Annotated in this window: 24 protein-coding genes; 16 read left to right on the plus strand and 8 right to left on the minus strand. The window is 60.5% G+C overall.

Annotated features, from left to right (window positions below):
* Positions 1–8: 8 nt before the first annotated feature.
* The 4 genes from ACVC5H_RS15030 to ACVC5H_RS15045 all read left to right on the plus strand — a co-directional run bounded on the left by ACVC5H_RS15030 (position 9) and on the right by ACVC5H_RS15045 (position 4,983).
* Positions 9–1,064 (plus strand): bifunctional UDP-4-keto-pentose/UDP-xylose synthase, encoded by a 1,056-nt coding sequence (locus tag ACVC5H_RS15030; RefSeq protein ID WP_489618643.1) that lies wholly within the window; start codon positions 9–11, stop codon positions 1,062–1,064.
* A 264-nt stretch (positions 1,065–1,328) separates the two neighbouring features.
* Complete coding sequence (locus ACVC5H_RS15035) at positions 1,329–2,270, plus strand: polysaccharide deacetylase family protein (protein ID WP_489618644.1); 942 nt, start codon at positions 1,329–1,331, stop codon at positions 2,268–2,270.
* A 104-nt stretch (positions 2,271–2,374) separates the two neighbouring features.
* Positions 2,375–2,797, plus strand: coding sequence for a peroxiredoxin (locus ACVC5H_RS15040; RefSeq protein ID WP_489622706.1), 423 nt, complete (start codon positions 2,375–2,377; stop codon positions 2,795–2,797).
* A 518-nt stretch (positions 2,798–3,315) separates the two neighbouring features.
* A complete protein-coding gene (locus ACVC5H_RS15045) occupies positions 3,316–4,983 on the plus strand; it encodes a PhoH family protein (RefSeq protein WP_489618645.1) in 1,668 nt (555 codons plus the stop codon).
* A gap of 105 nt (positions 4,984–5,088) precedes the next feature.
* Here ACVC5H_RS15045 and ACVC5H_RS15050 read toward each other — a convergent pair whose 3' ends face one another.
* The 7 genes from ACVC5H_RS15050 to rpsF form a co-directional block, all read right to left on the minus strand.
* Positions 5,089–6,096, minus strand: a complete 1,008-nt coding sequence (locus ACVC5H_RS15050; protein WP_489618646.1) for an inorganic phosphate transporter — start codon at positions 6,094–6,096, stop codon at positions 5,089–5,091.
* A 70-nt stretch (positions 6,097–6,166) separates the two neighbouring features.
* Positions 6,167–6,793 (minus strand): DUF47 domain-containing protein, encoded by a 627-nt coding sequence (locus tag ACVC5H_RS15055; protein ID WP_017450965.1) that lies wholly within the window; start codon positions 6,791–6,793, stop codon positions 6,167–6,169.
* Positions 6,794–6,996: 203 nt separating this feature from the next.
* A complete protein-coding gene (locus ACVC5H_RS15060; RefSeq protein ID WP_489618647.1) occupies positions 6,997–8,442 on the minus strand; it encodes a replicative DNA helicase in 1,446 nt (481 codons plus the stop codon).
* 224 nt (positions 8,443–8,666) lie between these two features.
* Positions 8,667–9,119, minus strand: coding sequence for a 50S ribosomal protein L9 (gene rplI, locus ACVC5H_RS15065; RefSeq protein ID WP_489618648.1), 453 nt, complete (start codon positions 9,117–9,119; stop codon positions 8,667–8,669).
* A gap of 26 nt (positions 9,120–9,145) precedes the next feature.
* Positions 9,146–9,430, minus strand: a complete 285-nt coding sequence (rpsR, locus tag ACVC5H_RS15070) for a 30S ribosomal protein S18 (RefSeq protein WP_006462643.1) — start codon at positions 9,428–9,430, stop codon at positions 9,146–9,148.
* Positions 9,431–9,485: 55 nt separating this feature from the next.
* Entirely contained in the window at positions 9,486–9,785 is a 300-nt protein-coding gene (priB, locus tag ACVC5H_RS15075; protein ID WP_489618649.1) for a primosomal replication protein N, read from the minus strand.
* A 21-nt stretch (positions 9,786–9,806) separates the two neighbouring features.
* Complete coding sequence (gene rpsF / locus ACVC5H_RS15080) at positions 9,807–10,172, minus strand: 30S ribosomal protein S6 (protein ID WP_006462645.1); 366 nt, start codon at positions 10,170–10,172, stop codon at positions 9,807–9,809.
* A gap of 328 nt (positions 10,173–10,500) precedes the next feature.
* Between rpsF and lexA the strand changes: the two genes are divergently transcribed.
* The 10 genes from lexA (at position 10,501) to ACVC5H_RS15130 (ending at position 20,602) form a co-directional block, all read left to right on the plus strand.
* Positions 10,501–11,160 carry a transcriptional repressor LexA gene (gene lexA, locus ACVC5H_RS15085; RefSeq protein ID WP_489618650.1) on the plus strand — a complete coding sequence of 220 codons (660 nt, stop codon included), beginning with the start codon at positions 10,501–10,503 and terminating at the stop codon, positions 11,158–11,160.
* A 185-nt stretch (positions 11,161–11,345) separates the two neighbouring features.
* A complete protein-coding gene (locus ACVC5H_RS15090) occupies positions 11,346–13,328 on the plus strand; it encodes a tetratricopeptide repeat protein (protein ID WP_489618651.1) in 1,983 nt (660 codons plus the stop codon).
* 322 nt (positions 13,329–13,650) lie between these two features.
* Complete coding sequence (locus ACVC5H_RS15095) at positions 13,651–14,739, plus strand: flagellin N-terminal helical domain-containing protein (RefSeq protein ID WP_489618652.1); 1,089 nt, start codon at positions 13,651–13,653, stop codon at positions 14,737–14,739.
* A gap of 78 nt (positions 14,740–14,817) precedes the next feature.
* Positions 14,818–15,177, plus strand: a complete 360-nt coding sequence (locus ACVC5H_RS15100) for a flagellar protein FlaG (RefSeq protein WP_338719299.1) — start codon at positions 14,818–14,820, stop codon at positions 15,175–15,177.
* Positions 15,178–15,406: 229 nt separating this feature from the next.
* Positions 15,407–17,476 (plus strand): flagellar filament capping protein FliD, encoded by a 2,070-nt coding sequence (gene fliD, locus ACVC5H_RS15105; protein ID WP_489618653.1) that lies wholly within the window; start codon positions 15,407–15,409, stop codon positions 17,474–17,476.
* A gap of 28 nt (positions 17,477–17,504) precedes the next feature.
* Positions 17,505–17,963: a flagellar export chaperone FliS gene (gene fliS / locus ACVC5H_RS15110; RefSeq protein WP_489618654.1), complete on the plus strand. Its 459-nt coding sequence runs from the start codon at positions 17,505–17,507 to the stop codon at positions 17,961–17,963.
* Between the two features lie 5 nt (positions 17,964–17,968).
* Positions 17,969–18,298, plus strand: a complete 330-nt coding sequence (locus ACVC5H_RS15115) for a flagellar protein FliT (protein WP_489618655.1) — start codon at positions 17,969–17,971, stop codon at positions 18,296–18,298.
* 2 nt (positions 18,299–18,300) lie between these two features.
* Positions 18,301–19,488, plus strand: coding sequence for a flagellar hook-length control protein FliK (gene fliK, locus ACVC5H_RS15120; RefSeq protein WP_489622707.1), 1,188 nt, complete (start codon positions 18,301–18,303; stop codon positions 19,486–19,488).
* The gene (locus tag ACVC5H_RS15125; protein ID WP_489618656.1) at positions 19,475–19,819 is read left to right on the plus strand and encodes an EscU/YscU/HrcU family type III secretion system export apparatus switch protein; all 345 of its coding nucleotides are present in this window, start codon (positions 19,475–19,477) and stop codon (positions 19,817–19,819) included. The genes fliK and ACVC5H_RS15125 overlap by 14 nt, the downstream gene beginning before the upstream one ends.
* Positions 19,820–19,846: 27 nt before the next feature.
* Positions 19,847–20,602, plus strand: coding sequence for a flagellar brake protein (locus ACVC5H_RS15130; protein WP_489618657.1), 756 nt, complete (start codon positions 19,847–19,849; stop codon positions 20,600–20,602).
* Positions 20,603–20,725: 123 nt separating this feature from the next.
* Here ACVC5H_RS15130 and fliE read toward each other — a convergent pair whose 3' ends face one another.
* Positions 20,726–21,082 (minus strand): flagellar hook-basal body complex protein FliE, encoded by a 357-nt coding sequence (gene fliE, locus ACVC5H_RS15135; protein ID WP_008328197.1) that lies wholly within the window; start codon positions 21,080–21,082, stop codon positions 20,726–20,728.
* Positions 21,083–21,331: 249 nt separating this feature from the next.
* Between fliE and fliF the strand changes: the two genes are divergently transcribed.
* A complete protein-coding gene (gene fliF, locus ACVC5H_RS15140) occupies positions 21,332–23,113 on the plus strand; it encodes a flagellar basal-body MS-ring/collar protein FliF (RefSeq protein ID WP_489618658.1) in 1,782 nt (593 codons plus the stop codon).
* Positions 23,106–24,101, plus strand: coding sequence for a flagellar motor switch protein FliG (gene fliG, locus ACVC5H_RS15145; protein ID WP_006462657.1), 996 nt, complete (start codon positions 23,106–23,108; stop codon positions 24,099–24,101). The genes fliF and fliG overlap by 8 nt, the downstream gene beginning before the upstream one ends.
* Positions 24,102–24,112 lie beyond the last annotated feature (11 nt).

Below are 24,112 nucleotides of genomic sequence, written 5' to 3' on the forward strand. Positions count from 1 at the left end.
TCTACACTATGAAAAAAGTCCTCATTCTCGGCGTCAACGGCTTCATCGGTCACCACCTGTCCAAGCGCATCCTGGAAACCACGGACTGGCACGTCTATGGCATGGACATGATGACCGACCGTATCACCGACATTCTGGAAAACGAGGCCTACAAGTCGCGCATGCACTTCTTCGAGGGCGACATCACCATCAACCAGGAATGGGTGGAGTACCACGTCAAGAAGTGTGACGTGATCCTGCCGCTGGTGGCCATTGCCACCCCGTCGACCTACGTGAACGCCCCGCTGCGCGTGTTCGAGCTGGACTTCGAAGCCAACCTGCCGATCGTGCGTTCGGCAGCCAAGTACAAGAAGCACCTGGTCTTTCCCTCGACCTCGGAAGTCTACGGCATGTGCCATGACGAGGAATTCGATCCGGAAGAATCCGAACTGATCTGCGGCCCCATCAACAAGCCGCGCTGGATCTACTCCTGCGCCAAGCAGCTGATGGACCGCGTGATCTGGGGCTACGGCATGGAATCTGGCCTGAACTTCACCCTGTTCCGTCCGTTCAACTGGATCGGTGCCGGCCTGGACTCGATCCACACCCCCAAGGAAGGCTCCTCGCGGGTGGTGACCCAGTTCTTCGGCCACATCGTCCGTGGCGAGAACATCTCCCTGGTCGACGGCGGCCAGCAGAAGCGCGCCTTCACCTACATCGATGACGGCATCGACGCCCTGATGAAGATCATCGCCAACGAAGGCGGCGTGGCTTCCGGCAAGATCTACAACATCGGCAACCCGACCAACAACTACTCCATCAAGGACCTGGCCGGCATGATGCTGACGCTGGCCGCCGAGTATCCGGAGTACGCCGAGACCGCCAAGCAGGTCCAACTGGTCGAGACCACCTCCGCCGCCTACTACGGCAAGGGTTACCAGGACGTGCAGAACCGCGTGCCCAAGATCACCAATACCTGCGAAGAACTGAACTGGGCGCCCAAGACCACCATGGCAGACACCCTGCGCAACATCTTCGATGCCTACCGCAGCCAGGTGGCCCAGGCCCGTGCGCTGATGGACTGATAGCTTGCTAGTCAGTTAGTCCACCGCAAAACCGCGCTTCGGCGCGGTTTTGCTTTTTTGTTCATTTGCCGGCCGGCTTGAATGCAGAACAGATCCGTTTGCTGACACTGTATTGCCCCTCGATGCTGCGCCGCTGCATATTGTTCTATCCCGCGCAGGATGCTAGTCTCGCAACTTGTCGTCCGCCGCCGCAGAACAATGCCCGGCGCAGCGCCCAGAACATGGCGGACCACCGCCGATTACCCTCTTTCCCGGTCCAGCGAATTGCCCAAACTCACTCTCAAGATCGACGCCGACACTTACCGCGGCACCCGCGTGGGCGTCCCCAACCTGATCCAGCAGTTGCGCCGCCACCATGCCGGTGCCACGTTCCTCTTCTCGCTTGGCCCCGACCACACCGGATGGGCCCTGAAGCAGATCTTCCGGCCCGGCTTCTTCAGCAAGGTCTCGCGCACCTCGGTGGTGGAACACTACGGCTTGAAGACCCTGATGTACGGCACCCTGCTGCCCGCGCCCGACATCGGCAAAACCTGCGCCGGATTCATGCGCGCCGCCAAAGAAGCGGGCTTTGAATGCGGCATCCATACCTGGGACCATCGCGTCTGGCAGGACGACGTACGCACCGCCGAGGCCCAATGGACGGTAGAAACCATGCACCAGGCCCATGCCCGCTACCGCGAAATCTTCGGCGAAGCACCGCGCACGCACGGTGCGGCCGGCTGGCAGATGAACGATCATGCCTTCGTCCAGCTGGACCAGTTCGGCATGGCCTATTCTTCGGACGGCCGCGCGCAATTGCGCGAGGATGGCCGCCTGGCCGATGCCGATGCCGGTCCGCACCGCCTCTCGGCCTTCGGCAAACCGCTGTCCTGCGTGCAATTGCCGACCACCCTGCCCACGCTGGATGAAATCCTGGGCCGCGAGATCGGTGGCAAGATGATCGATGCGGGCAATGCCGCTGAGTTTTTGCTTCAGTTGACCAAAGAACCACGTGATCACGTCTTCACTCTGCACGCGGAACTTGAAGGACAGAAACTCGGCCCCATTTTCGAACGATTGCTCACAGGCTGGCGCGCCCAAGGCTATGAACTGGTATCCATGGGTGACTACTACGAGAGCATCAAGAATGACGTCCTGCCCATCCTGCCGATCGCCTGGGGCGAGTTGCCGGGCCGTTCGGGCGAGATGATCGTGCAGGCCATGTAGGCTGGCCAGCCAACCTTCCACCAACAAGATTTCACCTACGGGGCGCCACTTTGACAGACCGACCATCCCTCCTGAACAAGACCGTGCCGGACTTCTCGGCCGCCATGACCAGTGGCAAGACCTTCAACCTCGCCGACTACCGTGGCAAGAACCTGGTCCTGTATTTCTATCCCAAGGACAACACGCCCGGCTGTACCACCGAGGGCATGCAGTTCCGCGACCTGCATCCGCAGTTCCAGGCCACCAATACCGAGATCTTCGGTATCAGCCGCGACAGCCTGAAGTCCCATGAAAACTTCAAGGCCAAGCTGGGCATGCCTTTCGAGCTGATCTCCGACCCCGATGAAAGCCTGTGCACCATGTTCGACGTCATGAAGATGAAAAACATGTACGGCAAGCAGGTACGCGGCGTGGAGCGCAGCACGTTTGTGATTGACGCCGCAGGCAAAGTGGTGAAAGAATGGCGTGGAGTGAAGGTTCCTGCACACGTGGATGAGGTGCTGGCCTTCATCAAAACCCTGGCCTGAATGAAGTTCGATACCTGAGACAGGCTGTCCGATTGCTGCAGCGCAATGGCCCACCAGGCTGCTGCGCGGGTCCAGACGGCAGGCATCGATTCAGGCCGCGGCGCAGACACCTGGCAAGTGCTTGCGACGCGTTCCAAAGATGCGGTCAAACGATACAAGCCATTGAATTCAAAGAGAAAAACGTTTGCTGGAAGCCGTTTCAGGTTAAGGCCCGAGGCCTGCCGAAACGGCTTTTTTACTTTTTACTTTGCCACCCCCGCTGCTTGCGCAGTGGTTTTCCCTGCCGTCCAGGCCAATCAAGCCCTCGCTTTTCCCCTGTCTGCACCCCGTCCGGGCCCCTCCGGTACGTTGCACGGCAGTTGCAAGGATTTCATTGGCATGCCCGGCCCCACAGCAAGATCCCTCCCTTTGCTGTCTGATGTATTGCTTTACCTGTTCGCTCTGACAAAGCGGTGTTTTCTTCATCCACTTCCGAGGTCCTGATGCCCCTGCCCAAAATGCCGAGCAAACCAGCTTCGATGCTGTCTCCCGAGGACTATCCCAAGGCCGATCGCAACAAGCCCGTCAAACCGAACATCACTCTCGTTGAAACCTCCGCTCCCGTAGTTGCACCACAAGAAGTTGCAGTTGCCGTTGCCGACGTCTCCGACACCAAGGTCACCGCGCCGCGCGCGCGCATCACCGGCAAGACCGCCGCCGTGGCCGAGAAACCCAAAGCCGCTCCCAAGAGTGCCGAAGTCCGGCCCAAGTCGCCCACCAGCCGGGTGGCCGACAAGCTGGGCAAGTCCAAGCTGTTCGTGCTGGATACCAACGTGCTGATGCATGATCCGACCTCGCTGTTCCGCTTCGAGGAGCATGACATCTACCTGCCCATGGTCACGCTGGAAGAGCTGGACAACCACAAGAAGGGCATGTCCGAAGTGGCCCGCAACGCGCGCCAGATCTCGCGTTCCCTGGATGCGCTGGTATCCGACGTGGCCGAGGACTCGATCGACCTGGGCATTCCCCTGTCCAAGCTGGGCAACAAGGATGCCAAGGGACGCCTGTACTTCCAGACCAAGCTGCAGAACGCCGCCCTGCCCGAAGGCCTGCCCGAGGGCAAGGCCGACAACCAGATCCTGGGCGTGGTGCGCGCGCTGGACCAGCAGTATCCGGAACGTCCGGTGGTGCTGGTCTCCAAGGACATCAACATGCGCCTGAAGGCGCGTGCCATCGGCCTGCCCGCTGAAGATTACTTCAACGACCATGTACTGGAAGATACCGACCTGCTGTATTCGGGCATCCAGCAGTTGCCCGATGACTTCTGGAACAAGCATGGCAAGGGCATGGAGTCCTGGCAGGAAAGCCGCCACGGCAGCAGCTATACCTACTACCGTGTCACCGGCCCCTACGTGCCCTCCCTCTTGGTCAACCAGTTCGTCTTCATCGAGCCCAAGAATGGCGAGCCGGCCTTCTACGGCCAGGTCACGCAGATCAACGGCAAGACTGCCGTGCTGCAGACCTTGCGCGACTTCGGCCATGCCAAGAACAGCGTCTGGGGCATCACCGCGCGCAACCGCGAGCAGAATTTCGCGCTGAACCTGCTGATGAACCCGGAATGCGACTTCGTGACCCTGCTGGGCCAGGCCGGTACCGGCAAGACCCTGCTGGCGCTGGCCTCGGGCCTGGCGCAGGTGCTGGAGACCAAGCTCTACAACGAAATCATCGTCACCCGCGTGACGGTGCCGGTCGGTGAAGACATCGGTTTCCTGCCAGGGACGGAAGAAGAGAAGATGGGCCCCTGGATGGGCGCCTTCGACGACAACCTCGAAGTGCTCAACAAGTCCGATGGCGATGCCGGTGAATGGGGCCGTGCGGCGACCCAGGACCTGATCCGCTCGCGCATCAAGATTAAGTCGCTCAACTTCATGCGCGGCCGTACTTTCGTGAACAAGTTCTTGATCATCGACGAGGCCCAGAACCTGACGCCCAAGCAGATGAAGACCCTGGTCACGCGCGCCGGTCCCGGCACCAAGATCGTCTGCCTGGGCAACATCGCCCAGATCGACACGCCCTACCTGACCGAAGGCTCCAGCGGCCTGACCTATGTGGTCGACCGCTTCAAGGGCTGGGCGCACAGCGGGCATGTCACACTGGCGCGTGGTGAACGCTCGCGCCTGGCCGATCACGCCAGCGACGTGCTGTAAGCACTTTCATGTAGTTTTCTTCAGCCTCAAAGCAAAAAGCCACGTGAGAACGTGGCTTTTTGCTTTTGGGTGGCCGCTGCTGGCGCGGCGGCCAGAGGGAATGGATTACAGCACGTGTACGCCGATCCACCAGCCAATGGCCGCCACGAAGGCCGATGCCGGGATGGTGAAGATCCAGGCCCAGACGATGTTGCTGGCCACGCCCCAGCGCACCGCCGACATCTTCTGCGCCGCGCCCACGCCGACGATGGCACCGGTGATGGTATGGGTGGTCGAGACCGGGATACCCAGGGCGGTCGCGATGAACAAGGTGATAGCGCCACCGGTTTCGGCACAGAAGCCGCCGACGGGCTTCAACTTGGTGATCTTCTGGCCCATGGTCTTGACGATGCGCCAGCCACCAAAGAGCGTGCCCAGGCTGATGGCGCAGTAGCAGCAGATGATGACCCACATCGGCGGCGCTTCCGGTGAGGAATAGCCGGAGGCGATGAGCAACATCCAGATGATGCCGATGGTCTTCTGCGCGTCGTTGCCGCCGTGGCCAAGGCTGTACATGGACGCCGACAGCAACTGCAGCCGCCGGAACCAGCCGTCGATCTTGCGTGGCGTGGACCGATAGAAGATCCACGATACCGCGAGCATCATCAGCGAGCCGAACACCAGGCCCAGCAAGGGAGACAGCACGATGAAGAGAATCGTCTTCAACAGGCCCGCCGAGATCAGCGCGCCGGTACCGGCCTTGGCCACGGCCGAGCCTACCAGGCCACCGATCAAGGCATGCGAGGACGAGGACGGGATGCCGTAGTACCACGTCACCAGGTTCCAGAAGATGGCGCCGATGAGCGCACCGAAGATGACGTACTGGTCCACGATGGCCGGCTCGATGGTGCCCTTGCCGACCGAAGCCGCCACGTGCAGCTGATGGAACACGAAGACGGCGGCCAGGTTGAAGAAGGCCGCCATGGCCACGGCGGTCTGCGGACGCAGCACACCCGTGGAGACCACGGTGGCAATCGCGTTGGCGGCGTCATGGAAACCGTTCATGAAGTCGAACAGCAGTGCCAGGGCGATCAACAACGCGAGGATATGTAAGCTGATTTGGATTGTTTGCATGGGGAAACCGTTGTGTGAAGCCTGCGGCGTCCCCGTCGGAAATCGAGGGAATCGCCGCGATGCCGACCGATCAGGCGTTTTCGACGATGATGCCTTCGATGATGTTGGCCACGTCTTCGCAGCGGTCAGTCACGGTTTCCAGGATTTCATAGATGGCTTTGAGCTTGATGAGGGTCCGCACGTCCGGCTCATCGCGGAACAGCTTGGACATCGCCGCGCGCATGACGTGATCGGCATCGGACTCGAGGCGGTCGATTTCCTGGCAGATCGACAGGATCTGGCGGGAATTGTCCATGTTCGACAGCAGGCCCACGGCGGCTTGCACCTTCTCGGCACAGGACAGGCACAGCTCGGCCAGGCGCTTGGCTTCAGGCGTGATGGACTTGATGTCGTAGAGCGAGATGGTCTGGGCGGCGTCTTCGAGCAGGTCCAGGATGTCATCCATGCGGGTGATCAGCTGGTGGATGTCGTCGCGGTCCAGCGGGGTGATGAAGGTCTTGTGCAGCAATTCGATGGCATTGTGCGTCACCTTGTCGGCTTCCTTCTCGACGGCTTCAATGGCGTGCACGCGAATTTCAAGGTCATCGAAATTGGTCATCAGCGCCACCATTTCTTTTGCGCACTTGACCGCCAGCTCTGCATGCTGATTGAAAAGGTCAAAGAATTTGCCTTCAGTCGGCATCAATCGTCCAAACATTTTTCTCTCTCATCAATGGTTAGCGCCCGGTTGGAGCGCCGTTTCGAACCGGCATGCGGCCAGCCTCCATGGAAGCCGGGAACCCGCCCTGCCCGTCCTGCACGGACGGCCTCGGGAGCCGTCCGCCTTGCGTGACACGGGCGGCCCGCGCCGCCCGTGATCCTTGTGCAGCGGCGCACCAGCCGGCACGCCGCCCATGGCCATCAATCGCCGCCGTAAGGCTGCGCCAGATTGCCGATATAGTTGTCGTACTTGGTATACATCCCCAGGAAGGACAGGCGAATGCTGCCGATGGGGCCATTACGCTGCTTGCCGATGATGATTTCCGCCGTCCCCTTGTCGGGCGAGTCCGGATTGTAAACTTCATCACGGTAAATGAACAAAATAACGTCAGCATCCTGCTCGATGGCGCCCGATTCGCGCAAGTCGGACATCACGGGACGCTTGTTGGGACGCTGTTCCAGCGAGCGGTTCAACTGCGACAGCGCAATGACCGGGCAATTGAGTTCCTTGGCCAGGCCCTTCAAGCTACGCGAGATTTCCGAGATTTCGGAAGCGCGGTTTTCGGAAGAACTGCCACCGTTACCCGACATCAGCTGCAGGTAGTCGATGATGATCAGGCCCAGCTTGCCGCACTGGCGCGCCAGGCGCCGCGACCGCGCACGCAATTCGATGGGTGACAGCGCCGGGGTCTCGTCGATGTAGAACTGGGCGTCGTTCATCTTCTGAATGGCGTGCGTCAGGCGCGGCCAGTCTTCGTCCAGCAGGCGGCCCGTACGCAGGCGGTGCTGGTCCAGGCGTCCGACCGAACCCAGCATACGCATGGCCAGTTGGGCGCCGCCCATTTCCATGGAGAACACGGCCACTGGCAAGCCCGATTCGATGGCCACGTGCTCACCGATGTTGATCGAGAAAGCGGTTTTACCCATCGAGGGACGGCCGGCCACGATGATCAGGTCACCGGGCTGCAGCCCGGAGGTCATCTTGTCGAGGTCGATGAAGCCAGTCGGCACGCCGGTGATGTCACTGGTATTGTCGCGGTTGTAGAGCTCATCGATACGCTCCACCACCTGGGTCAGCAGCGGCTGGATTTCCATGAAGCCCTGCGAGCCGCGCGAGCCCTCTTCGGCGATGGCAAAGATCTTGGATTCGGCCTCGTCCAGCATGGACTTCACATCCTTGCCTTGTGGATTGAAGGCATTGCCGGAAATCTCGTCGGCCACCGTGATCAGCTTGCGCAGGATGCCACGGTCGCGCACGATCTCGGCGTAGCGGCGGATGTTGGCGGCCGAGGGGGTATTCTGCGCCAGCGCGTTCAGGTAGACCAGCCCGCCCACCTCTTCGGCCTTGCCGCTGGTGGACATGGCTTCATAGACGGTGATGACGTCAGCCGGCTTGGTGCTGTTGATGAGCTTGACGATGTGCTCGAAGATGATGCGGTGGTCGTAGCGGTAGAAGTCGTCGGCACTGACGAAATCGGCGATACGGTCCCAGGCCGCGTTATCCAGCAGCAGGCCGCCCAGCACCGATTGCTCGGCCTCGATGGAGTGGGGCGGCACGCGGAGCGCATCGATCTGCGGATCGGAAGACTCCCTCTGGCCGCGGAAAAATTCTGGATTGCCGCGTGACGATTCTTTCATGGCGCGCATTATAACCTGCTGATGTAAAGCCGTTGGGCTGCCTGGACGTTTTTGCACAACCACCCTACAGAGGCGAACAGGTGCGACAGGCACGGCATCTTCCTCACCTCATCTGGCGAGAAAGTGAATCTAAAAACCAAAAGCGAATAAACAAACAAATAAGCGACGGGCAATAAAAAAGCCAGGCGAACCCGGCTTTTCTATTGCAAAACGAATTGCAGCAAACAGGCGTATTACGCTTGCTCGCCCTTGACTGCGATAGTGACGTCGACCACCACGTCGGTGTGCAGAGCAACCGACACCGGGTGTTCGCCAACGATCTTCAGCGGGCCGTTGGGCAGGCGCACTTGCGCCTTTTCCACGGCGAAGCCCTTCTTGCCCAGGGCTTCAGCGATGTCGAAGTTGGTCACGGAACCGAACAGACGGCCGTCAACGCCAGCCTTCTGAGCGATTTCCACGGTGGCGCCAGCCAGCTTTTCGCCTTGGGCTTGGGCAGCGGCCAGCTTCTCGGCAGCAGCCTTTTCCAGCTCGGCGCGCTTGGCTTCGAATTCAGCGATGGCTGCATCGGTAGCGCGGCGGGCCTTGCGTTGCGGGATCAGGAAGTTGCGTGCGAAACCGTCCTTGACGCGCACGACATCACCCAGACCGCCGAGATTCACGATTTTTTCCAACAGAATGACTTGCATGTTTTTCTCCTATTTCTCGACGCTGATTACGCGTTGTGCAGATCGGTGTACGGCAGCAGGGCCAGGTAACGCGCGCGCTTGATGGCGGTGTCAACTTGACGCTGGTAGTGGGCCTTGGTACCGGTCAGGCGTGCCGGCATGATCTTGCCGTTTTCCTGGACGAAGTCCTTCAGGGTGTCCACGTCCTTGTAATCGACCTGTTCAACGCCAGCGGCGGTGAAACGGCAGAATTTCTTGCGCTTGAACAGCGGGTTTTGCTGTTGACGCTTGTTTTTCAGCTTGCTTTTATCGAACTTTTTACCGAATGCCATGGTTGGCTCCTGTATCTAAAAATTGGGTAAGGTCTGTTTGGCTACCTTGCGCCGCTCAATCCGGCGCGACCGGGCCAAAATCAACGATATGAAACACGACGCTCTTGCTGTTGCGATTCCTGCGGGCCAAAAAGCCGGTGAACCGGAAGACTTCACCCAGTGCCGCCCTGTTGAGGGCACCGGAGATTTCCCCTGCTGCCAGCGCCGCGATCTCGAATTCGACCTGGCGCTTCAGCCCAGCTTCCATCTGTTCCGACTGATGCTGCAACCTGGCAGTGACAATCGGGATACCGGCCGGCGTGTAACGTAAAACGTCACGTTCTGCCAGGCTGGCGATGACTTGAAGCTGGTTCACTCTCCGCGATGTTCGCAGCGCTTAAGCTGCCGGAGCTTCGGTACGGCTCTTGGCCGCGTCTTCCTTCTGCACTGCCTTCAGGATGGGGGAAGGACCGGTTTCGGCCTTCTTCATCTTGACGGTCAGGTGGCGCAGGACGGCGTCGTTGAACTTGAAGCCGGTTTCGATTTCAGCCAGCGTTTCGCTGTCGACTTCGATGTTCAGGCAGACGTAGTGAGCCTTGGCCAGCTTCTGGATCTGGTAAGCCAGTTGGCGACGGCCCCAATCTTCGACACGGTGGACCTTGCCGCCGCGGGTGGTGACAATGCCCTTGTAACGCTCGATCATCGCCGGCACTTGCTCGCTTTGGTCCGGGTGGACGATAAATACGATTTCATAATGACGCATGTAGACTCCTTATGGACTTATTGAAGACGCCCACCCCGGCGTCAAGACGGGTGTGGGAAGAGGAAAACCCGAGATCATACTAGGTTTCCGCCCCGACAGCAATCGCGGCGAGCCTACGGCGCGGCCAGAAGACCACAGCCAGCCGCCCATGAGCGGCACATTGTTGGCAAAGCGGCAGAAACTTCATCTACCTCCTCTTATATATAGAGAAGAAAACTTGCCTTTTCCACGCTGGAATATGCATGTTGCCGTTGACACAAGGATTGCACCTGTATAAAAATACAGACTGTTCATCCAGACAGCCTTCCCTTCGAGAAAGGCCACCCCCATGCTCAAACTGACCGCGCGCCAGGAACAGATCCTGAACCTGATCAAGAACGCCATCGAGAACACCGGCTTCCCTCCCACGCGCGCCGAAATCGCAGCCGAGCTGGGCTTTCGCTCCGCCAACGCCGCCGAGGAGCATCTGCAGGCACTGGCGCGCAAGGGCGCCATCGAGATTTCTCCCGGCACGTCACGCGGCATCCGCCTGCGCGAGTCCGGCGCTGGCGCGAGCATCAGCACGGGGCGCCAGATGGCCCTGCCCCATCCCGCCCTGATGCAGCTGAGCCTGCCACTGATCGGCCGGGTGGCAGCGGGCTCGCCCATTCTGGCCCAGGAGCACGTGGAGAAGACCTACCAGGTCGACCCGGCCATGTTCCCGGCCAAGCCCGATTACCTGCTCAAGGTGCGCGGCATGTCCATGCGCGACGCCGGCATCCTGGATGGCGACCTGCTGGCGGTGCGCCGCGCCGACCAGGCGCGCAATGGCCAGATCGTGGTGGCGCGCCTGGCCGATGAGGTCACGGTCAAGCGCTACCAGAAGACCGGCAGCGTCATCACCCTCTTCCCCGAAAACCCGGAATTCGAACCCATCATCGTCAAGCCGGAAGAAGATCAGTTTGCACTGGAAGGCCTGGCGGTCGGACTGTTGCGCAGCTGGAACTGAGCACAGGCCGGCGCCCCACCCGCACCGGGCGCCTGCGACTGCGTGTTGCTGCATGAACCTCCGTCTAAAACGGAGGTTTTTTGCTTTCTATTCACCTCTTCGCCCGTGACGCGTTGCGCATATCATCCTTGCTGGATAGCTATGCCCGGCGCCAGCGATGCGCCCAACCAAGAGGACCCCTTTCGATGTCGACGCGCAAGAGCAGCAACAAGCACGGCAAACACATTCCGGCCCCGGCCGCCGCCAAGTCCAACCTGCAGGATCTGCTGGATGTCCGCAAATCCCTGGATCTGCTGGACAACCGCAAGACCGAGGAAGCCAAGAACCTCTGCACGGCCGTACTCGCGCGGGCACCCAAGCTGGTCTTTGCCAACCATGCACGAGGCCTGGTGGCCATGCAGGAGGGCCAGTTCGCTGAAGCGGAAATCTACCTGCGCAAAGCTGTCGACGCCGACCCCGGCAATGCCGAATACCTGAGCAACCTGGCCGGCACCATCCTGAACCAGGACCGGATAGATGAAGCGATCGCCCTCTATGAGCGGGCGATCTCGATCGACACCGAGAATCGGGCAGCGCGCATCGGCCTGGCCAACGCCCTGCATGAAAAGGCCGATCCAGAAGCCTCGGTCGCGTATTTCGAAGATGCCGTCAAGCGCGAACCGAATGCACCCGGCCCGCTCTCCCACCTGGGGCGCGCGCTGATTGAGGCAAACCGCCTCAACGAGGCGGTCGCCACCATTCTCAAGTCGCTGGAATTGCAGATCAGTTTCGCGCCTTCGCATACCGCTCTGGGCGAAGCGCTGCACGCCATGGAAATGTACAAGGAAGCGGTGGAGTCCCATAAAACCGCCATCCTGCTTGATCCGCAGGATACCTATGCGCACAACAAGATCGCCGATACCTACCTGAAACTGAACCGCATCGAGGAAGCCCACGAGCACCTGCTGCGCGTCATCGAGATCGCCCCCAAGGACCCGAACAGCTATGTGAAGCTGGGCTCCAGCTATTTCAGCACCGGCGACCGCTTCGACGATGCCATGCGCATGTTCAACCAGGCGCTGGCACTGGACCCGAAGCACGCGCTGACCTACAACAACATCGGTGCGATCCTGCACGACCATGGCGACGACGAAGAAGCCATCAAAAACTTCCGCAAGGCCCTGGCAATACGCCCCAATTACCCGACCGCCAAGCACAACCTGGCGCTGACACTGTTGCTAAAAGGGCAATTCGAAGAGGGCTGGGAATGCCATGAGAGCCGGCTGGTGACCAAGGAGCGCGCTCACGTCTACCGCCTGATCCACAAGTTGTTCGAACTCATCCCCAAATGGGATGGCAAGTCATCGCTGGCGGGCAAGTCCATCCTGCTGATGCATGAACAAGGCTTCGGTGACAGCATCCAGTTCCTGCGCTACGTGCGCCTGGTCTTGGACCAAGGCGCGCGCGTGGCGGTGCATGTGAAGAATCCTTTGTACCGCCTGTTTCAATCCTTCACCCCGCAAGTCACACTGGTGCGCGAAAGCGACCCTCTGCCGCCCTGCGACTGCGCTTACGTGCTCATGAGCCTGCCGTACGCCATGCACACGCATACGGTGGACGACATTCCTCGCTACCCCGAAGGCTATCTGGCGGCTGACACCATTCTGGCGGCCACCTGGTGCGAAAAAATTAATGGAATGTCAAGGTCCGAACGCAACCTGCGGGTGGGCATCGTCTGGGGCGGCAATCCTGAGCACGGCAATGACCGCCACCGCTCCATCCCGCTGGACACCTTCAAGCAGCTGTTTGACCTGCCCAACATGGAATTCTATTCCCTGCAGAAAGGCAAGCCGCTGGAGGCATTGAAGACTCTGCCTGCCGGCTTGCCCGTCTTCAACCTGGGCGACGACTGCCAGGACTTTGCCGATACGGCCGCGGCCATCAGCAATCTGGATCTGGTCATCAGCGTGGACACCTCCGTGGTCCACCTGGCCGGCGCCATGAGCCATCCGACCTGGGTCCTGCTGCCCCACGTCCCCGACTGGCGCTGGCTGAACGACCGCGAGGACTCGCCTTGGTATCCCAGCATGCGCCTGTTCCGGCAACCCGCCATCAATGACTGGGACTCGGTACTGAAGAAGGTAGGCGAAGAATTGACCGTCATGCAACAGAAAAAGGCCCAAGGCTGAGCTGACGGAATGCACTGCCGAACCCCAAAACCGCCCTGTCCGGGCGGTTTTTGCTTTTTGGCAGCTTTTTCTTTACCGCAACAGCGATTTTCCTAAAGTTTTTCGAATTGCCGTCGAAAAAGGAGATGCTTGGAGTTTCAAAGCACGCAGTTTTAGTTCGGAAAGCCTTGAAAAAGATTTTTTTCGCGCAAGCCCTAAACTTTTTCCAAGACTGCCCGATAAAGCAATCAACAGAGGTTGAAACGCCTGGGGCTCATGGGTAGAAGACCAACGTTAGGCACTGAAACTCGGATCATCGGTCTCAAATCTTAGGAGAATTAACATGGCATCAGTCATCAATACCAACATTCCGTCGCTCAATACGCAGCGGAACCTGAATTCCTCGCAGTCGTCGCTCAATACCTCGATCCAACGTTTGTCTTCCGGCCTGCGCGTCAACAGCGCCAAGGACGACGCCGCCGGCCTGGCCATCGCCGACCGCATGAACTCCCAGATCAAGGGTCTGGCAGTTGCTCAACGTAACGCCAACGACGGTATCTCGATGGCGCAAACCGCTGAAGGCGCTCTGTCGACCGTCGGCGATAACCTGCAACGTATGCGTGAACTGGCTGTGCAGGCTGCCAACGGCACCAACAGCGCACAAGACCGCAAGACCCTCAACGACGAATACACCCAGCTGTCGCAGGAAGTGTTCCGCGTCCTGAACGGCACCAGCTTCAACGGCCAGAACCTGTTCACCGGCGTGGGCCAAGGCGCTTCGGCTGGTACCGGCTCGGATTCGGCCAACGTCTCGGCTTCCCTGACCCTGTCCTTCCAGGTCGGCGCCAACGTGCAAGACAACAAGCTGAACGACCAGATCACCATCACCCTGGATGACCTGTCGAACAACGCCACCATCGCTACCGTCATCGGCACCAGCGCCAGCGGCCTGATCGGCCTGGGCAACACCTCCGGCGTGAGCACCGCACAAGCGACCTACACCTCGGCCAAGGCTGCCCTGGACAACCTGTTCGCTACCGGCTCTTCGCTGTCCTCCAGCGCACTGGCTTCTTCGGCAGTGACCCTGCAGGCCGCCGTCGACAGCGCCAAGCTGTCCCTGGATCAGGCAGTTGCTGCTCCGTCCGCACAGAGCGACGCACAGAAGGCGATCCAGAACCTGGACAAGGCCATCAGCCTGATCTCCTCCAAGCGTGCCGAGTTCGGTGCCGTGCAGAACCGCTTCAGCGCGGTCATCAGCAACTTGCAGGTGTCGAGCGAGAACATCACCGCGTCGCGCAGCCGTATCATGGATACCGACTACGCGCAGGAAACCGCGAACCTGACCCGTGCGCAGATCCTGCAACAAGCTGGTACGGCGATGCTGTCGCAGGCCAACTCGGCGCCGCAGCAAGTCCTCTCGCTGTTGAAATAAGCCAGATAGCTAGGTAGGATGACGTGCGGGGGATAGTCCTTATTCTCCGCACGTTCCTTTAAGGAAGGGAGTAGTACCATGTCAATTGCCCCACTTAATATCACCGCTGCTGGCGACTCCGGTACTGCATACGCAGCACCGAAGGCGGCTGACAAGCCCGATCCCGTGGTATCGACGGTCGCACCGGCGGCCACCCCGGAGGCCCGCCGCGCAACCGAAAGCGAAGTCAACGACGCCGTGGGCAAGTTGAACGATTTTGCTGCCGCCAATGCTGCCGCGCTGAATTTCTCCAAAGACCAGGATACCGGCAAGACCATCATCAAGGTGGTAGATACGGCAACCGATACCGTGATTCGCCAGATTCCCAGCGAAGAAGCGATCGCCATCGCCAAATCGATCGACAAGATGCAAGGCTTGCTGATCAAGGAAAAGGCTTGAGTTTCCCTCGAGTCTGGTACGAACTGCAGTGGCTCGAAAACCGCATGCGTCAGTGCTCGCTCATTGCGCATGACGGATTCGGCTACCCCAGTTCATAACGGATTCACATAGTTATCCCGCACAGCGTCCCTCCTCTGCCCCGACGCCGTACTTGAGAGCCCATCTCCTCTTGACCGCGCTGGACCATTGCACAGCGCTGTGCCTCACGCAAAGATTCAGGAGTTGAACCGTGGCGACTTCCACCGGCACCATTTCCACATCGGCAGGCCCGCTCGATGTTTCCACCCTCGTCAGCCAGCTGATTTCGGCTGAAAGCCAGTCACAGCTCACACCGCTGACCACCCAGGCCAGCAGCTACAACACCCTCATCTCCGCCTACGGCAGCCTCAAAGGCGCGTTGTCGACCTATCAGACGGCGCTCAAGGCGATGACAACTGCAAGCTTCAGCTCCCAGAAGAGCTCGGTAACCAATGCCGGTACCGGCAGCAACCTGACAACCGATCCATTCACAGCCGACGTCAACAGCGACGACTCGACCAAGATCCTGGCGCAGAAGATTCAGTCGGCCGGGGTCAGCAGCGGCACGACCTATAACGCCGGCGATTCGATCGCCATCAAGATCGGTACCAATTCGCCCACCTTCATCACCCTGCAAGCCAATTCCACCCTGGCCGGCGTGCGCGATGCGATCAATGCCTCCAAGGCCGGCGTCACCGCTTCCATCACCACCGACAGCAACGGCGACCACCTGGTGCTGGAGTCGAACACCGGTGGCACTGCCAACACCATCAAGGTGAGCGCCAACAACAGCCTGTCCGCGTTCGCCTACGATCCGTCCAGCTCGACGTCGAGCACCATGACCCAGATCCAGGCCCCGCGTGACGCCACCAAAGCGGCCTCGGGAACCTACTCGGTGGCCGTGTCGCAACTGGCGCAGACGGAAAAACTGAGCTCGGGCGCCATCGCGCCAGGCACCACCTTCGACAACGGCATCCTGGCCATCAAGACCGGCACCGGCTCCACCGCCATCATCCAGCCCGCCTCCAACACCCTGGCCGGCGTGCGTGACGCCATCAACAGCAGCGATGCGGGCGTGAACGCCTCCATCGTCAGCGACGGCACCAACGACCACCTGGTCATTACGGCCAAGGACAGCGGCGCGGCCAATACCATCAAGATTACCGGCACCGGCAATTATTCGGTTTTCAACGCCGACACCAGCGGTACGGTCATCTCGTCCAACGTCACCACCGGCCAGACCTACAGCTCCGGCGCGCTGAGCCTGAAGGTGGGCGACACCACAGTGGCCATCAACCCGACCGCCAACGGCAGCGGCAACATCGACCTGAACCAGGTCATGAGCGCCATCAACAGCGCCAGCGCCGGCGTGACCGCTTCCATCAGCAACGATGGCACCAACGACCACCTGGTTCTCACGCCCACCGGCAGCAGCGCCACGGCCGCCGTGTCGCTGACCGGCACGGGTGACTATTCCGGCCTGACCATGAGTGGCATGGGCCAATTGCTCAAGGCCCAGGATGCCAAGCTGTCCATCGACGGCGTGACCGTGACCAGCACCAGCAACAAGGTTGAAAACGTCATTTCCGGCGTGACGCTGAACCTCTCCAAGGTCACCACTTCGTCCGACAATTTCACCCTGGACATCAGCAACGATACCTCCGGCATCAGCACCGCCGCCAACAGTTTCGTGACGGCCTACAACACGCTGGCCAAGGCGGTAGCCGGCATGACTGCGCAGACGCCCTCCACCACCCTGGGCCAGGCCAACACCTCGGCCCCGCTGGCCAGTGAGTCCTCGGTGCAGACCATCATGAACCAGCTGCGCAACACCTTGTTCTCCAGCGTGGACGGTGGCAATGGCATCAGCAGCCTGTCCGACATCGGCATCAGCTTCCAGAAGGACGGCACTTTGGCACTGGACTCTGCCAAGCTGACCACGGCGACCACCAACAATTTCGCCGGCATTGCCAATCTCTTCACTGGCACCGATCCGGATACGACCAACACTACATCCTCCAAAAATGGTATCGTCACCAAGTTGCAGACCCTGATGACGAGTCTGCTGAGCGATAGCGGCATCATCGCCTCCAAGACCAACGGCCTGCAGGCCAGTCTGAAGATCAACCAGGATCGCCAGACCACGGTGCAGAAGCGTTTGTCCAATCTGAAGGATGACTACACCAATCAGTTCAACCGGCTCAACACGACCCTGGCCAGCATGCAGTCAACGCAAAGCTACCTGACCCAGCAATTGGCCAGCCTGGCCAAGAGCAGTTGAAGCGTTACCGCGAACATAGGAGAACGGCATGTTCGGAAGCATGAAACGCGGGGCCAATGCCTACGCCAACATCGGGGTGGAAACCGGCGTGATCGCCGCCAGCCCGCACAAGCTCATCACCATGCTCTTCGACGGCGCATTGGTGGCCATAGCCTTGGGCAAGAAGTCCATGGGCGAGGGCAACATCAAGGACAAGGGCGAATCCATCACCAAGGCCATCCTGATCATTGACAATGGCCTGCGCGCCAGCCTGAACAAGGAGGTCGGCGGCGAACTGGCGCTCAACCTGGATTCGCTGTATGAATACATGAGCCGCCGCCTGTTCGAGGCCAACGCCACCAACAATCCGGCCATCCTGGACGAGATCCACGGACTGCTGGACGACATCCGCTCGGCCTGGGAACAGATCGGCCCGAATACCGCCCAGGCGGTGCCGCAGATGACCATGTTGCAGGACTCCTCCCACACCAGCTTTGCAAAGGCTTGACTGACATGAACGGTGACGAGATCATCGCCATCTACGAGTCCATCTCGCAACTGACCGATGAGATGCGTTCGGCCGCCCGCGCCGGCGACTGGGACTTGCTGGCGGCGCTGGAAGCCCAGTGCGGCAAGCACATTGCCAGCCTGCGCGACAGCGAGGATAACGTTACCCTGCCCGAGCCGCTGCGCCATCGCAAGGTCGACATCATCAAGAAGATCCTGGAAGACGACCGCGACATCCGCAACCTCACCGAACCCGGCTTGCGCAAGCTGTCGGCGCTGATCCAAAGCAACCAGACCGAACAGAAGCTGCTCAATACCTACGGCATGGGTAGTTGACCATGTTGCCGCGGGCCGATATCGCCAGCGCCGTCCAGCCCGTCAATCCCGTCGAAGCGGCCACCGCCGTCGTTTCGGTTGCCGACGCGCGGCAGGAAGCCTTCAGCCGCCTGGCCCAGATTGCGGTGGGCCAGCAAATGGCGGGCCGCATCCTCTCCAACTTCAATGACGGCACCTTTCTGGTGCGCATCGCCAATACGGCCGCGCGCATGGTGCTGCCCAACAGCGCCAAGGTCGGCGATACGCTGACCCTGACACTGGTCTCCAAAGACCCGCGCCCGACCTTCTCCGTCCACGAAAACAGTATCCGCCCCGACGAGGAAAGCGCCTCGGTCGCCCTGAGCACGGCCGGACGCGCCATGCAGAAGGATCTGAAGTCGCTCCAGTTCGTCACGCGTGACGAGAGCGGTGCCGGCCAGATCGCCCAGCACGAGGACGTCGCCGTCAACACCCAGGCCAAAGGCGCGGACCAGGGCCAGTCGGGGGCGCCCGCCAGCACGACTACTACGCTGAGCAACGCCGCTCGCCTGATCGATACCTTGCTGCACGCTTCTCAACAAGGCGACGTGGCCGATCACATCAGCGCCCCCGCCCCGCTGCTGCCCAAGGCCGGGCTCCCGGTGGATCAGATGGCTGCGGCGCTCAAGGATGGAATCAGCCACAGCGGTGTCTTCTACGAATCCCACGTCGCCGCCTGGGCGGCCGGCCAGCGTCCCGCCGAAGAACTGATGAAGGAACCGCAAGCCCAGGTGGCTGCACAGAACGGCGGCGAAATCAACCTGCTCAGCGACAGCGATCCGACGCAAAACCAGCTGGGGCAGATCATCAACCTGCAGCTCAACGCGCTGGAACAGCAACGGGTGGTCTGGCATGGCGAGGTGTGGCCCGGCCAGAAGATGGAATGGGAAATCAACCAGGAACATGGCCAGGATTCCCCCTCCTCTGGCACCAACGAGGAACAAAGCCCGCCCTCCTGGCACAGTGTGGTGCGCTTCAACTTCGCCCATCTGGGAAGCGTGTCGGCCTCGATCCGCCTGATCGGCCAGCAGGTCCACGTGCAGGTGAAAGCCGATAGCGAAGCTGCCACCTCCGCCCTGCGCGGCAACAGCAGCCTCTTTGCCAATGCCATGGCCGCCGCCGGCACCTCCCTCGACTCCCTGATCGTCAAGCAAGCTGATGGAGAAACCTAACATTCCGCTGCAAAATGCCGTGGCCCTGGCCTACAACGCCAGCCAGGCAGCACCCCAGGTGGTGGCCAAGGGCCGCGGCCTGGTGGCTGAGGCCATCATCGCGCGGGCGCGCGATGCGGGTGTCTACGTTCATGAGTCCAAGGAGCTGGTCTCGCTGCTGATGCAGGTCGAACTGGACCAGCAAATCCCCCCCGCGCTGTATCGCACCGTAGCCGAATTGCTGGCCTGGCTATATCGTATTGAAAATATGCAATTAAGCGGGTCAGTGATGTATGATACAGGGTCAAACTATTCAAATAAGTCCTCAGGGGAAAGCGATCCAACTCGCTGAATTCCGACGTACCAGACGCACTCACAGATGGCCAACCACGACGAGATCGACGACGACAGCCCATACCGGGTTCATTCACGGCGGGAGATCATTGCCCTGCTGACCAGCATGATGGAGAAGAACCAGCTCCTGAGCCTGCTGATCAAGGGCGGATCCGAATCCGTGATCACTTCCATTCTGGAAGTTGATGCCGATGACGACTCGCTCATCATCGACGCAGCGCCCAGCGCCATGCTCAACGAGAGCATCGTGAGCAGCAAGCGCATCAACTTCGAAGCGCTCTACAACAGCATTCGTATCACCTTCGCCGTGGACGGCGCGCGCCAGGTCGAGTACCAGAACCGCCCGGCACTGAAGGTGGAGATCCCGGAAAGCCTGGTGCGCCTGCAGCGGCGCGAGTACTTCCGCATTCCGACCCCGATCGCCAAGCCCCTGCGCTGCACCTTCCGCATCACCCAGGCGGACGGCTCGTTCATCACGGTGATCACGCTGCTCAACAACATCAGCGCCGGCGGTGTCGGCATTACCGACGAAAAGAAACTGCTCCCCACCGCCATCGGCACCACTTATGAAGACTGCCAGCTGGAACTGGGCGACAACACCTTGGTGTCGGTCAAGCTGCAGGTGCGCGACTGCAAGGAATTCAAGATGACCAACGGCAAGGTGGTCAACCGCTTCGGCCTGCAATTCATCGATATCCCGCGCACCGTACTGGCAGCGATCCAGCGCTTCATCACCAAGCTGGAACGCGAACAGAACGCCAAGGCCTCGGGCATGCTGTAAGCCGGCACCCTGGCTCAACGGCGTACCGAAAACAAAACACCCCGGCAACCGGATAACCGGTTGCCGGGGTGTTTTTTCATACCTTGCCGACCCGTGACCAGGGTCCGCCAAGAAGAGGAAACGTCACACCTGCATGGTCATGATGTCCCGGTACGCCGAGACCAGCTTGTTGCGCACCTGGATGCTGGTCTGGAAGGAGATGTTGGCCTTCTGTGAAGCAATCATCACATCCGACAAATTCACGTTATCATCACCCATCGCAAAGGCCTGCGACATCTTGGCGGCTTTCTGCTGGGAATCATTGACCTGATCGATCGCCCCCTTGAGGACGTCCGCAAAGTCCACCCGCTGGGCCGGCTTTTCTGCCGCCACGCTGCTCTGGACCGGGTCCACGCCGCCTTGGGCGCGCGCTGCGGCCGCCTTCAACTGGGCCACCATTGCCTCGATCTTGCTGGTATCAATCACGCTGTCGATCGCCATTTCCCACCTCATGAGTTCATTTTGCCGCCTTGGCAAGGGCGCAATACGCACCTCCGCCATCTACAGCAGCACATTAACACTGGCGCATTGACAAAACGCACCAATAAGCGGGGAATTTGCCATTCTGTTCGGACGATCAAATTCCCGCTGCCAACGGACAATCCAGACTGAGCAAAAAACCTCACAAAGGTAGGCAGTGATCAAAGTCTTTATCAAGCTGGCAATCGAGGGAACGCCAGAGGGGAAATCATGGCGGTAGCAGCCGACGGCACGATGACCGGCGAAACCAACAATCCGGGCGAACTCGGCAATATCGAGGGCATGCCCCAGGGGCAGTCCGCCCAGGGCGGCATGCTGGGTTACGCCCGTTCGCCGCAGGGCAAGCGTATCCTGCTCATCATCGCCGCCGCCGCCACCCTGGCGCTGATGGCTGGCATCTGGCTGTGGAGCCAGAAGGTCGAGTATCGCGTCCTGTTTTCCAATTTCAATGACCGTGACGGCGGCGCCATCGTGGCCTCGCTGCAGCAGATGAACGTGCCCTACAAGTATTCGGAAGGCGGCACGGCCATCCTGGTTCCCGAGAACATGGTGCATGACGCGCGCCTGAAACTGGCCGCTCAAGGCTTGCCCAAGGGCGGCAACGTCGGCTTCGAGCTGATGGAAAACCAGAAGCTGGGCATTTCCCAGTTCCTGGAACAGGTCAACTTCCAGCGCGCCCTCGAAGGCGAACTGGCGCGCTCGGTGCAGTCGCTCTCCTCGGTACAGACCGCCCGCGTGCACCTGGCCCTGCCCAAAGCATCGGTGTTCGTGCGCGACCAGCAAAAACCCACCGCCTCGGTGATCCTGAGCCTCTATCCCGGCCGCTACCTGGACCAGCAGCAAGTCAGCGCCATCGTGCACCTGGTCGCCAGCAGCGTGCCCGAGCTCTCGCCCAAGGCGGTGACCATTGTCGACCAGAACGGCAACCTGCTCTCCGACACCACCAAGCAAGCCCAGACCAACACGCTTGACCCCACCCAGCTGAAGTATGTCCAGGACATGCAGCAGGATATCGTCAAGCGCGTCGAATCCATCATCGCCCCCATCGTCGGCAACGGCAACGTGCGCGCGGAGGCCACGGCAGATGTCGATTTCTCGCGTTCGGAACAGGCCTCCGAAGCCTACAAGCCCAACCAGACCAAAGACACCGCCGCCGTTCGCAGCAAGCAGAGCAGCGAGGCCAATAGCGCCAGCTCCGGCACCTCTGGCGTGCCCGGCGCATTGACCAACCAGCCCCCTGCCCCGGCCACCGCCCAGATCGTCAATCCGGCCGCCGCCAATGGCGCAGCCAACCAGACCGGCGCGGCCACGCCCAATGGAGCAGCCCCGACGCCTGCAGCCAGCGGCAATTCGCGCAAGGACGAGACCATCAACTACGAGGTCGACAAGACGGTCCGCTACACCCAGCAACCCATGGGCGGCGTGCGCCGCCTGACGGTGGCCGTGGTGGTGAACTACAAGCGCACGCTGGACAATACGGGCAAGATCGTGATGCGCCCGCTGACCGAGGCCGAGCGCAACCAGATCACCGATCTGGTCAAGGAAGCAATGGGCTACAACAAGGATCGCGGCGACTCGCTCAACGTGGTCAATACCCAGTTCAGCACCGACATGGAACCGGAAGTGCCGCTCTGGAAGCAGCCGGGCATGATCGAGCTGGCCAAGGAAATCGGCAAGTACATCCTGGTAGGTGCGGTCCTGCTGTTCCTCTACTTCCGTGTCCTGCGCCCCATCGTCTGGAAGCTGTCGGGCCGCGAAGAACGCGAACGCCTGGCCAAGGAAAAGGCCGAGGCCGAAGCCGCCGCCGCTGCCGCAGCGGTCGCCGCCGGCTTCGATCCGGACGATCCGGACGCCATCGTCAACCTCTCCGGCGAACCGGCAGTGGACGAACGTGCCCAGTACAAGGCCAATCTGGAAACCGCCAAGCAGTGGGCCAAGAATGATCCGAAGCTGGTGGCAAGCATCATCAAGTCATGGGTGAACAATGAGTAACGACGGCGTTCAGAAAGGTGCCATCCTCATGCTCGCCCTGGGCGAGGACGAGGCCGCCGAAGTCATGAAATACCTGGGCCCCAAAGAGGTTCAGAAGCTGGGCGCGGCCATGTCGGCGCTGCGCAACGTCAGCTTCGAAGAAATCAACGAAGTGCTGGAAGCCTTCGTCGCCGAGACCGGCCAGGCCTCTTCGTTGGGCCTGGATTCGGATGAATACATCCGTAGTGTCCTGACCAAGGCGCTGGGCGACGACAAGGCCACCTCCCTGCTCAACCGCATCCTGGGCGGACGCGATGCCTCCGGCATTGAAAGCCTCAAGTGGATGGACGCACAGTCGGTGGCCGAGCTCATCCGCAACGAACACCCGCAGATCATCGCCACCATCCTGGTCCACCTGGAGCGCGACCATGCCTGCGGCATCATCAACAATTTCACGGAACGTTTGCGCAACGACGTCATCCTTCGTATTGCAACCCTGGACGGCGTGCAGCCGGCCGCGTTGCGCGAACTCAATGATGTGTTGACCAAGCTGCTGACCGGCAACGAAAGCCTCAAGAAGCAACAGATGGGCGGTATCCGTACCGCAGCCGAGATCCTCAACTTCATGTCCGGCGAGAACGAGACCTCGGTGATGAACAACCTGCGTTCCTACGACGAGGACATGGCGCAGAAGATCATGGACGAGATGTTCGTCTTCGAGAACATCATCGACATCGACGGCCGCGGCATCCAGCTGCTGCTGCGCGAAGTCCAGTCCGAGTCGCTCATCGTGGCCCTCAAGGGTGCCTCGCAAGGCCTGCGCGACAAGATCTTCGCCAACATGTCGCAGCGTGCGGCCGAGATGATGAAGGAAGACCTGGAATCCAAAGGACCGGTGCGCCTGTCCGAAGTGGATGCCCAACAGAAGGCCATCCTGCAGATCGTGCGCCGCCTGGCCGACGAAGGCCAGATCGTGCTCGGCGCCAAGGGCGAGGACGCGTTCATCTGATGCGTTTGAAG

It is taken from the genome of Herbaspirillum sp. Her3, from assembly GCF_057961275.1.

Coding starts and splice junctions, on each gene's coding strand:
- ACVC5H_RS15030 (WP_489618643.1), top strand. CDS start 9: ATGAAAAAAGTCCTCATTCTCGGCGTCAACGGCTTCATCGGTCACCAC.
- ACVC5H_RS15055 (WP_017450965.1), bottom strand. CDS start 6,793: ATGTTTGGACGATTGATGCCGACTGAAGGCAAATTCTTTGACCTTTTC.
- rplI (WP_489618648.1), bottom strand. CDS start 9,119: ATGCAAGTCATTCTGTTGGAAAAAATCGTGAATCTCGGCGGTCTGGGT.
- fliE (WP_008328197.1), bottom strand. CDS start 21,082: ATGGCGATCGACAGCGTGATTGATACCAGCAAGATCGAGGCAATGGTG.
- ACVC5H_RS15115 (WP_489618655.1), top strand. CDS start 17,969: ATGAACGGTGACGAGATCATCGCCATCTACGAGTCCATCTCGCAACTG.
- lexA (WP_489618650.1), top strand. CDS start 10,501: ATGCTCAAACTGACCGCGCGCCAGGAACAGATCCTGAACCTGATCAAG.
- fliG (WP_006462657.1), top strand. CDS start 23,106: ATGAGTAACGACGGCGTTCAGAAAGGTGCCATCCTCATGCTCGCCCTG.
- ACVC5H_RS15060 (WP_489618647.1), bottom strand. CDS start 8,442: ATGCGCGCCATGAAAGAATCGTCACGCGGCAATCCAGAATTTTTCCGC.
- rpsR (WP_006462643.1), bottom strand. CDS start 9,430: ATGGCATTCGGTAAAAAGTTCGATAAAAGCAAGCTGAAAAACAAGCGT.
- ACVC5H_RS15095 (WP_489618652.1), top strand. CDS start 13,651: ATGGCATCAGTCATCAATACCAACATTCCGTCGCTCAATACGCAGCGG.
- ACVC5H_RS15090 (WP_489618651.1), top strand. CDS start 11,346: ATGTCGACGCGCAAGAGCAGCAACAAGCACGGCAAACACATTCCGGCC.
- ACVC5H_RS15040 (WP_489622706.1), top strand. CDS start 2,375: ATGACCAGTGGCAAGACCTTCAACCTCGCCGACTACCGTGGCAAGAAC.
- ACVC5H_RS15130 (WP_489618657.1), top strand. CDS start 19,847: ATGGCCAACCACGACGAGATCGACGACGACAGCCCATACCGGGTTCAT.
- ACVC5H_RS15050 (WP_489618646.1), bottom strand. CDS start 6,096: ATGCAAACAATCCAAATCAGCTTACATATCCTCGCGTTGTTGATCGCC.
- ACVC5H_RS15045 (WP_489618645.1), top strand. CDS start 3,316: ATGCTGTCTCCCGAGGACTATCCCAAGGCCGATCGCAACAAGCCCGTC.
- fliS (WP_489618654.1), top strand. CDS start 17,505: ATGTTCGGAAGCATGAAACGCGGGGCCAATGCCTACGCCAACATCGGG.
- fliK (WP_489622707.1), top strand. CDS start 18,301: ATGTTGCCGCGGGCCGATATCGCCAGCGCCGTCCAGCCCGTCAATCCC.
- ACVC5H_RS15100 (WP_338719299.1), top strand. CDS start 14,818: ATGTCAATTGCCCCACTTAATATCACCGCTGCTGGCGACTCCGGTACT.
- rpsF (WP_006462645.1), bottom strand. CDS start 10,172: ATGCGTCATTATGAAATCGTATTTATCGTCCACCCGGACCAAAGCGAG.
- ACVC5H_RS15125 (WP_489618656.1), top strand. CDS start 19,475: ATGGAGAAACCTAACATTCCGCTGCAAAATGCCGTGGCCCTGGCCTAC.
- fliF (WP_489618658.1), top strand. CDS start 21,332: ATGGCGGTAGCAGCCGACGGCACGATGACCGGCGAAACCAACAATCCG.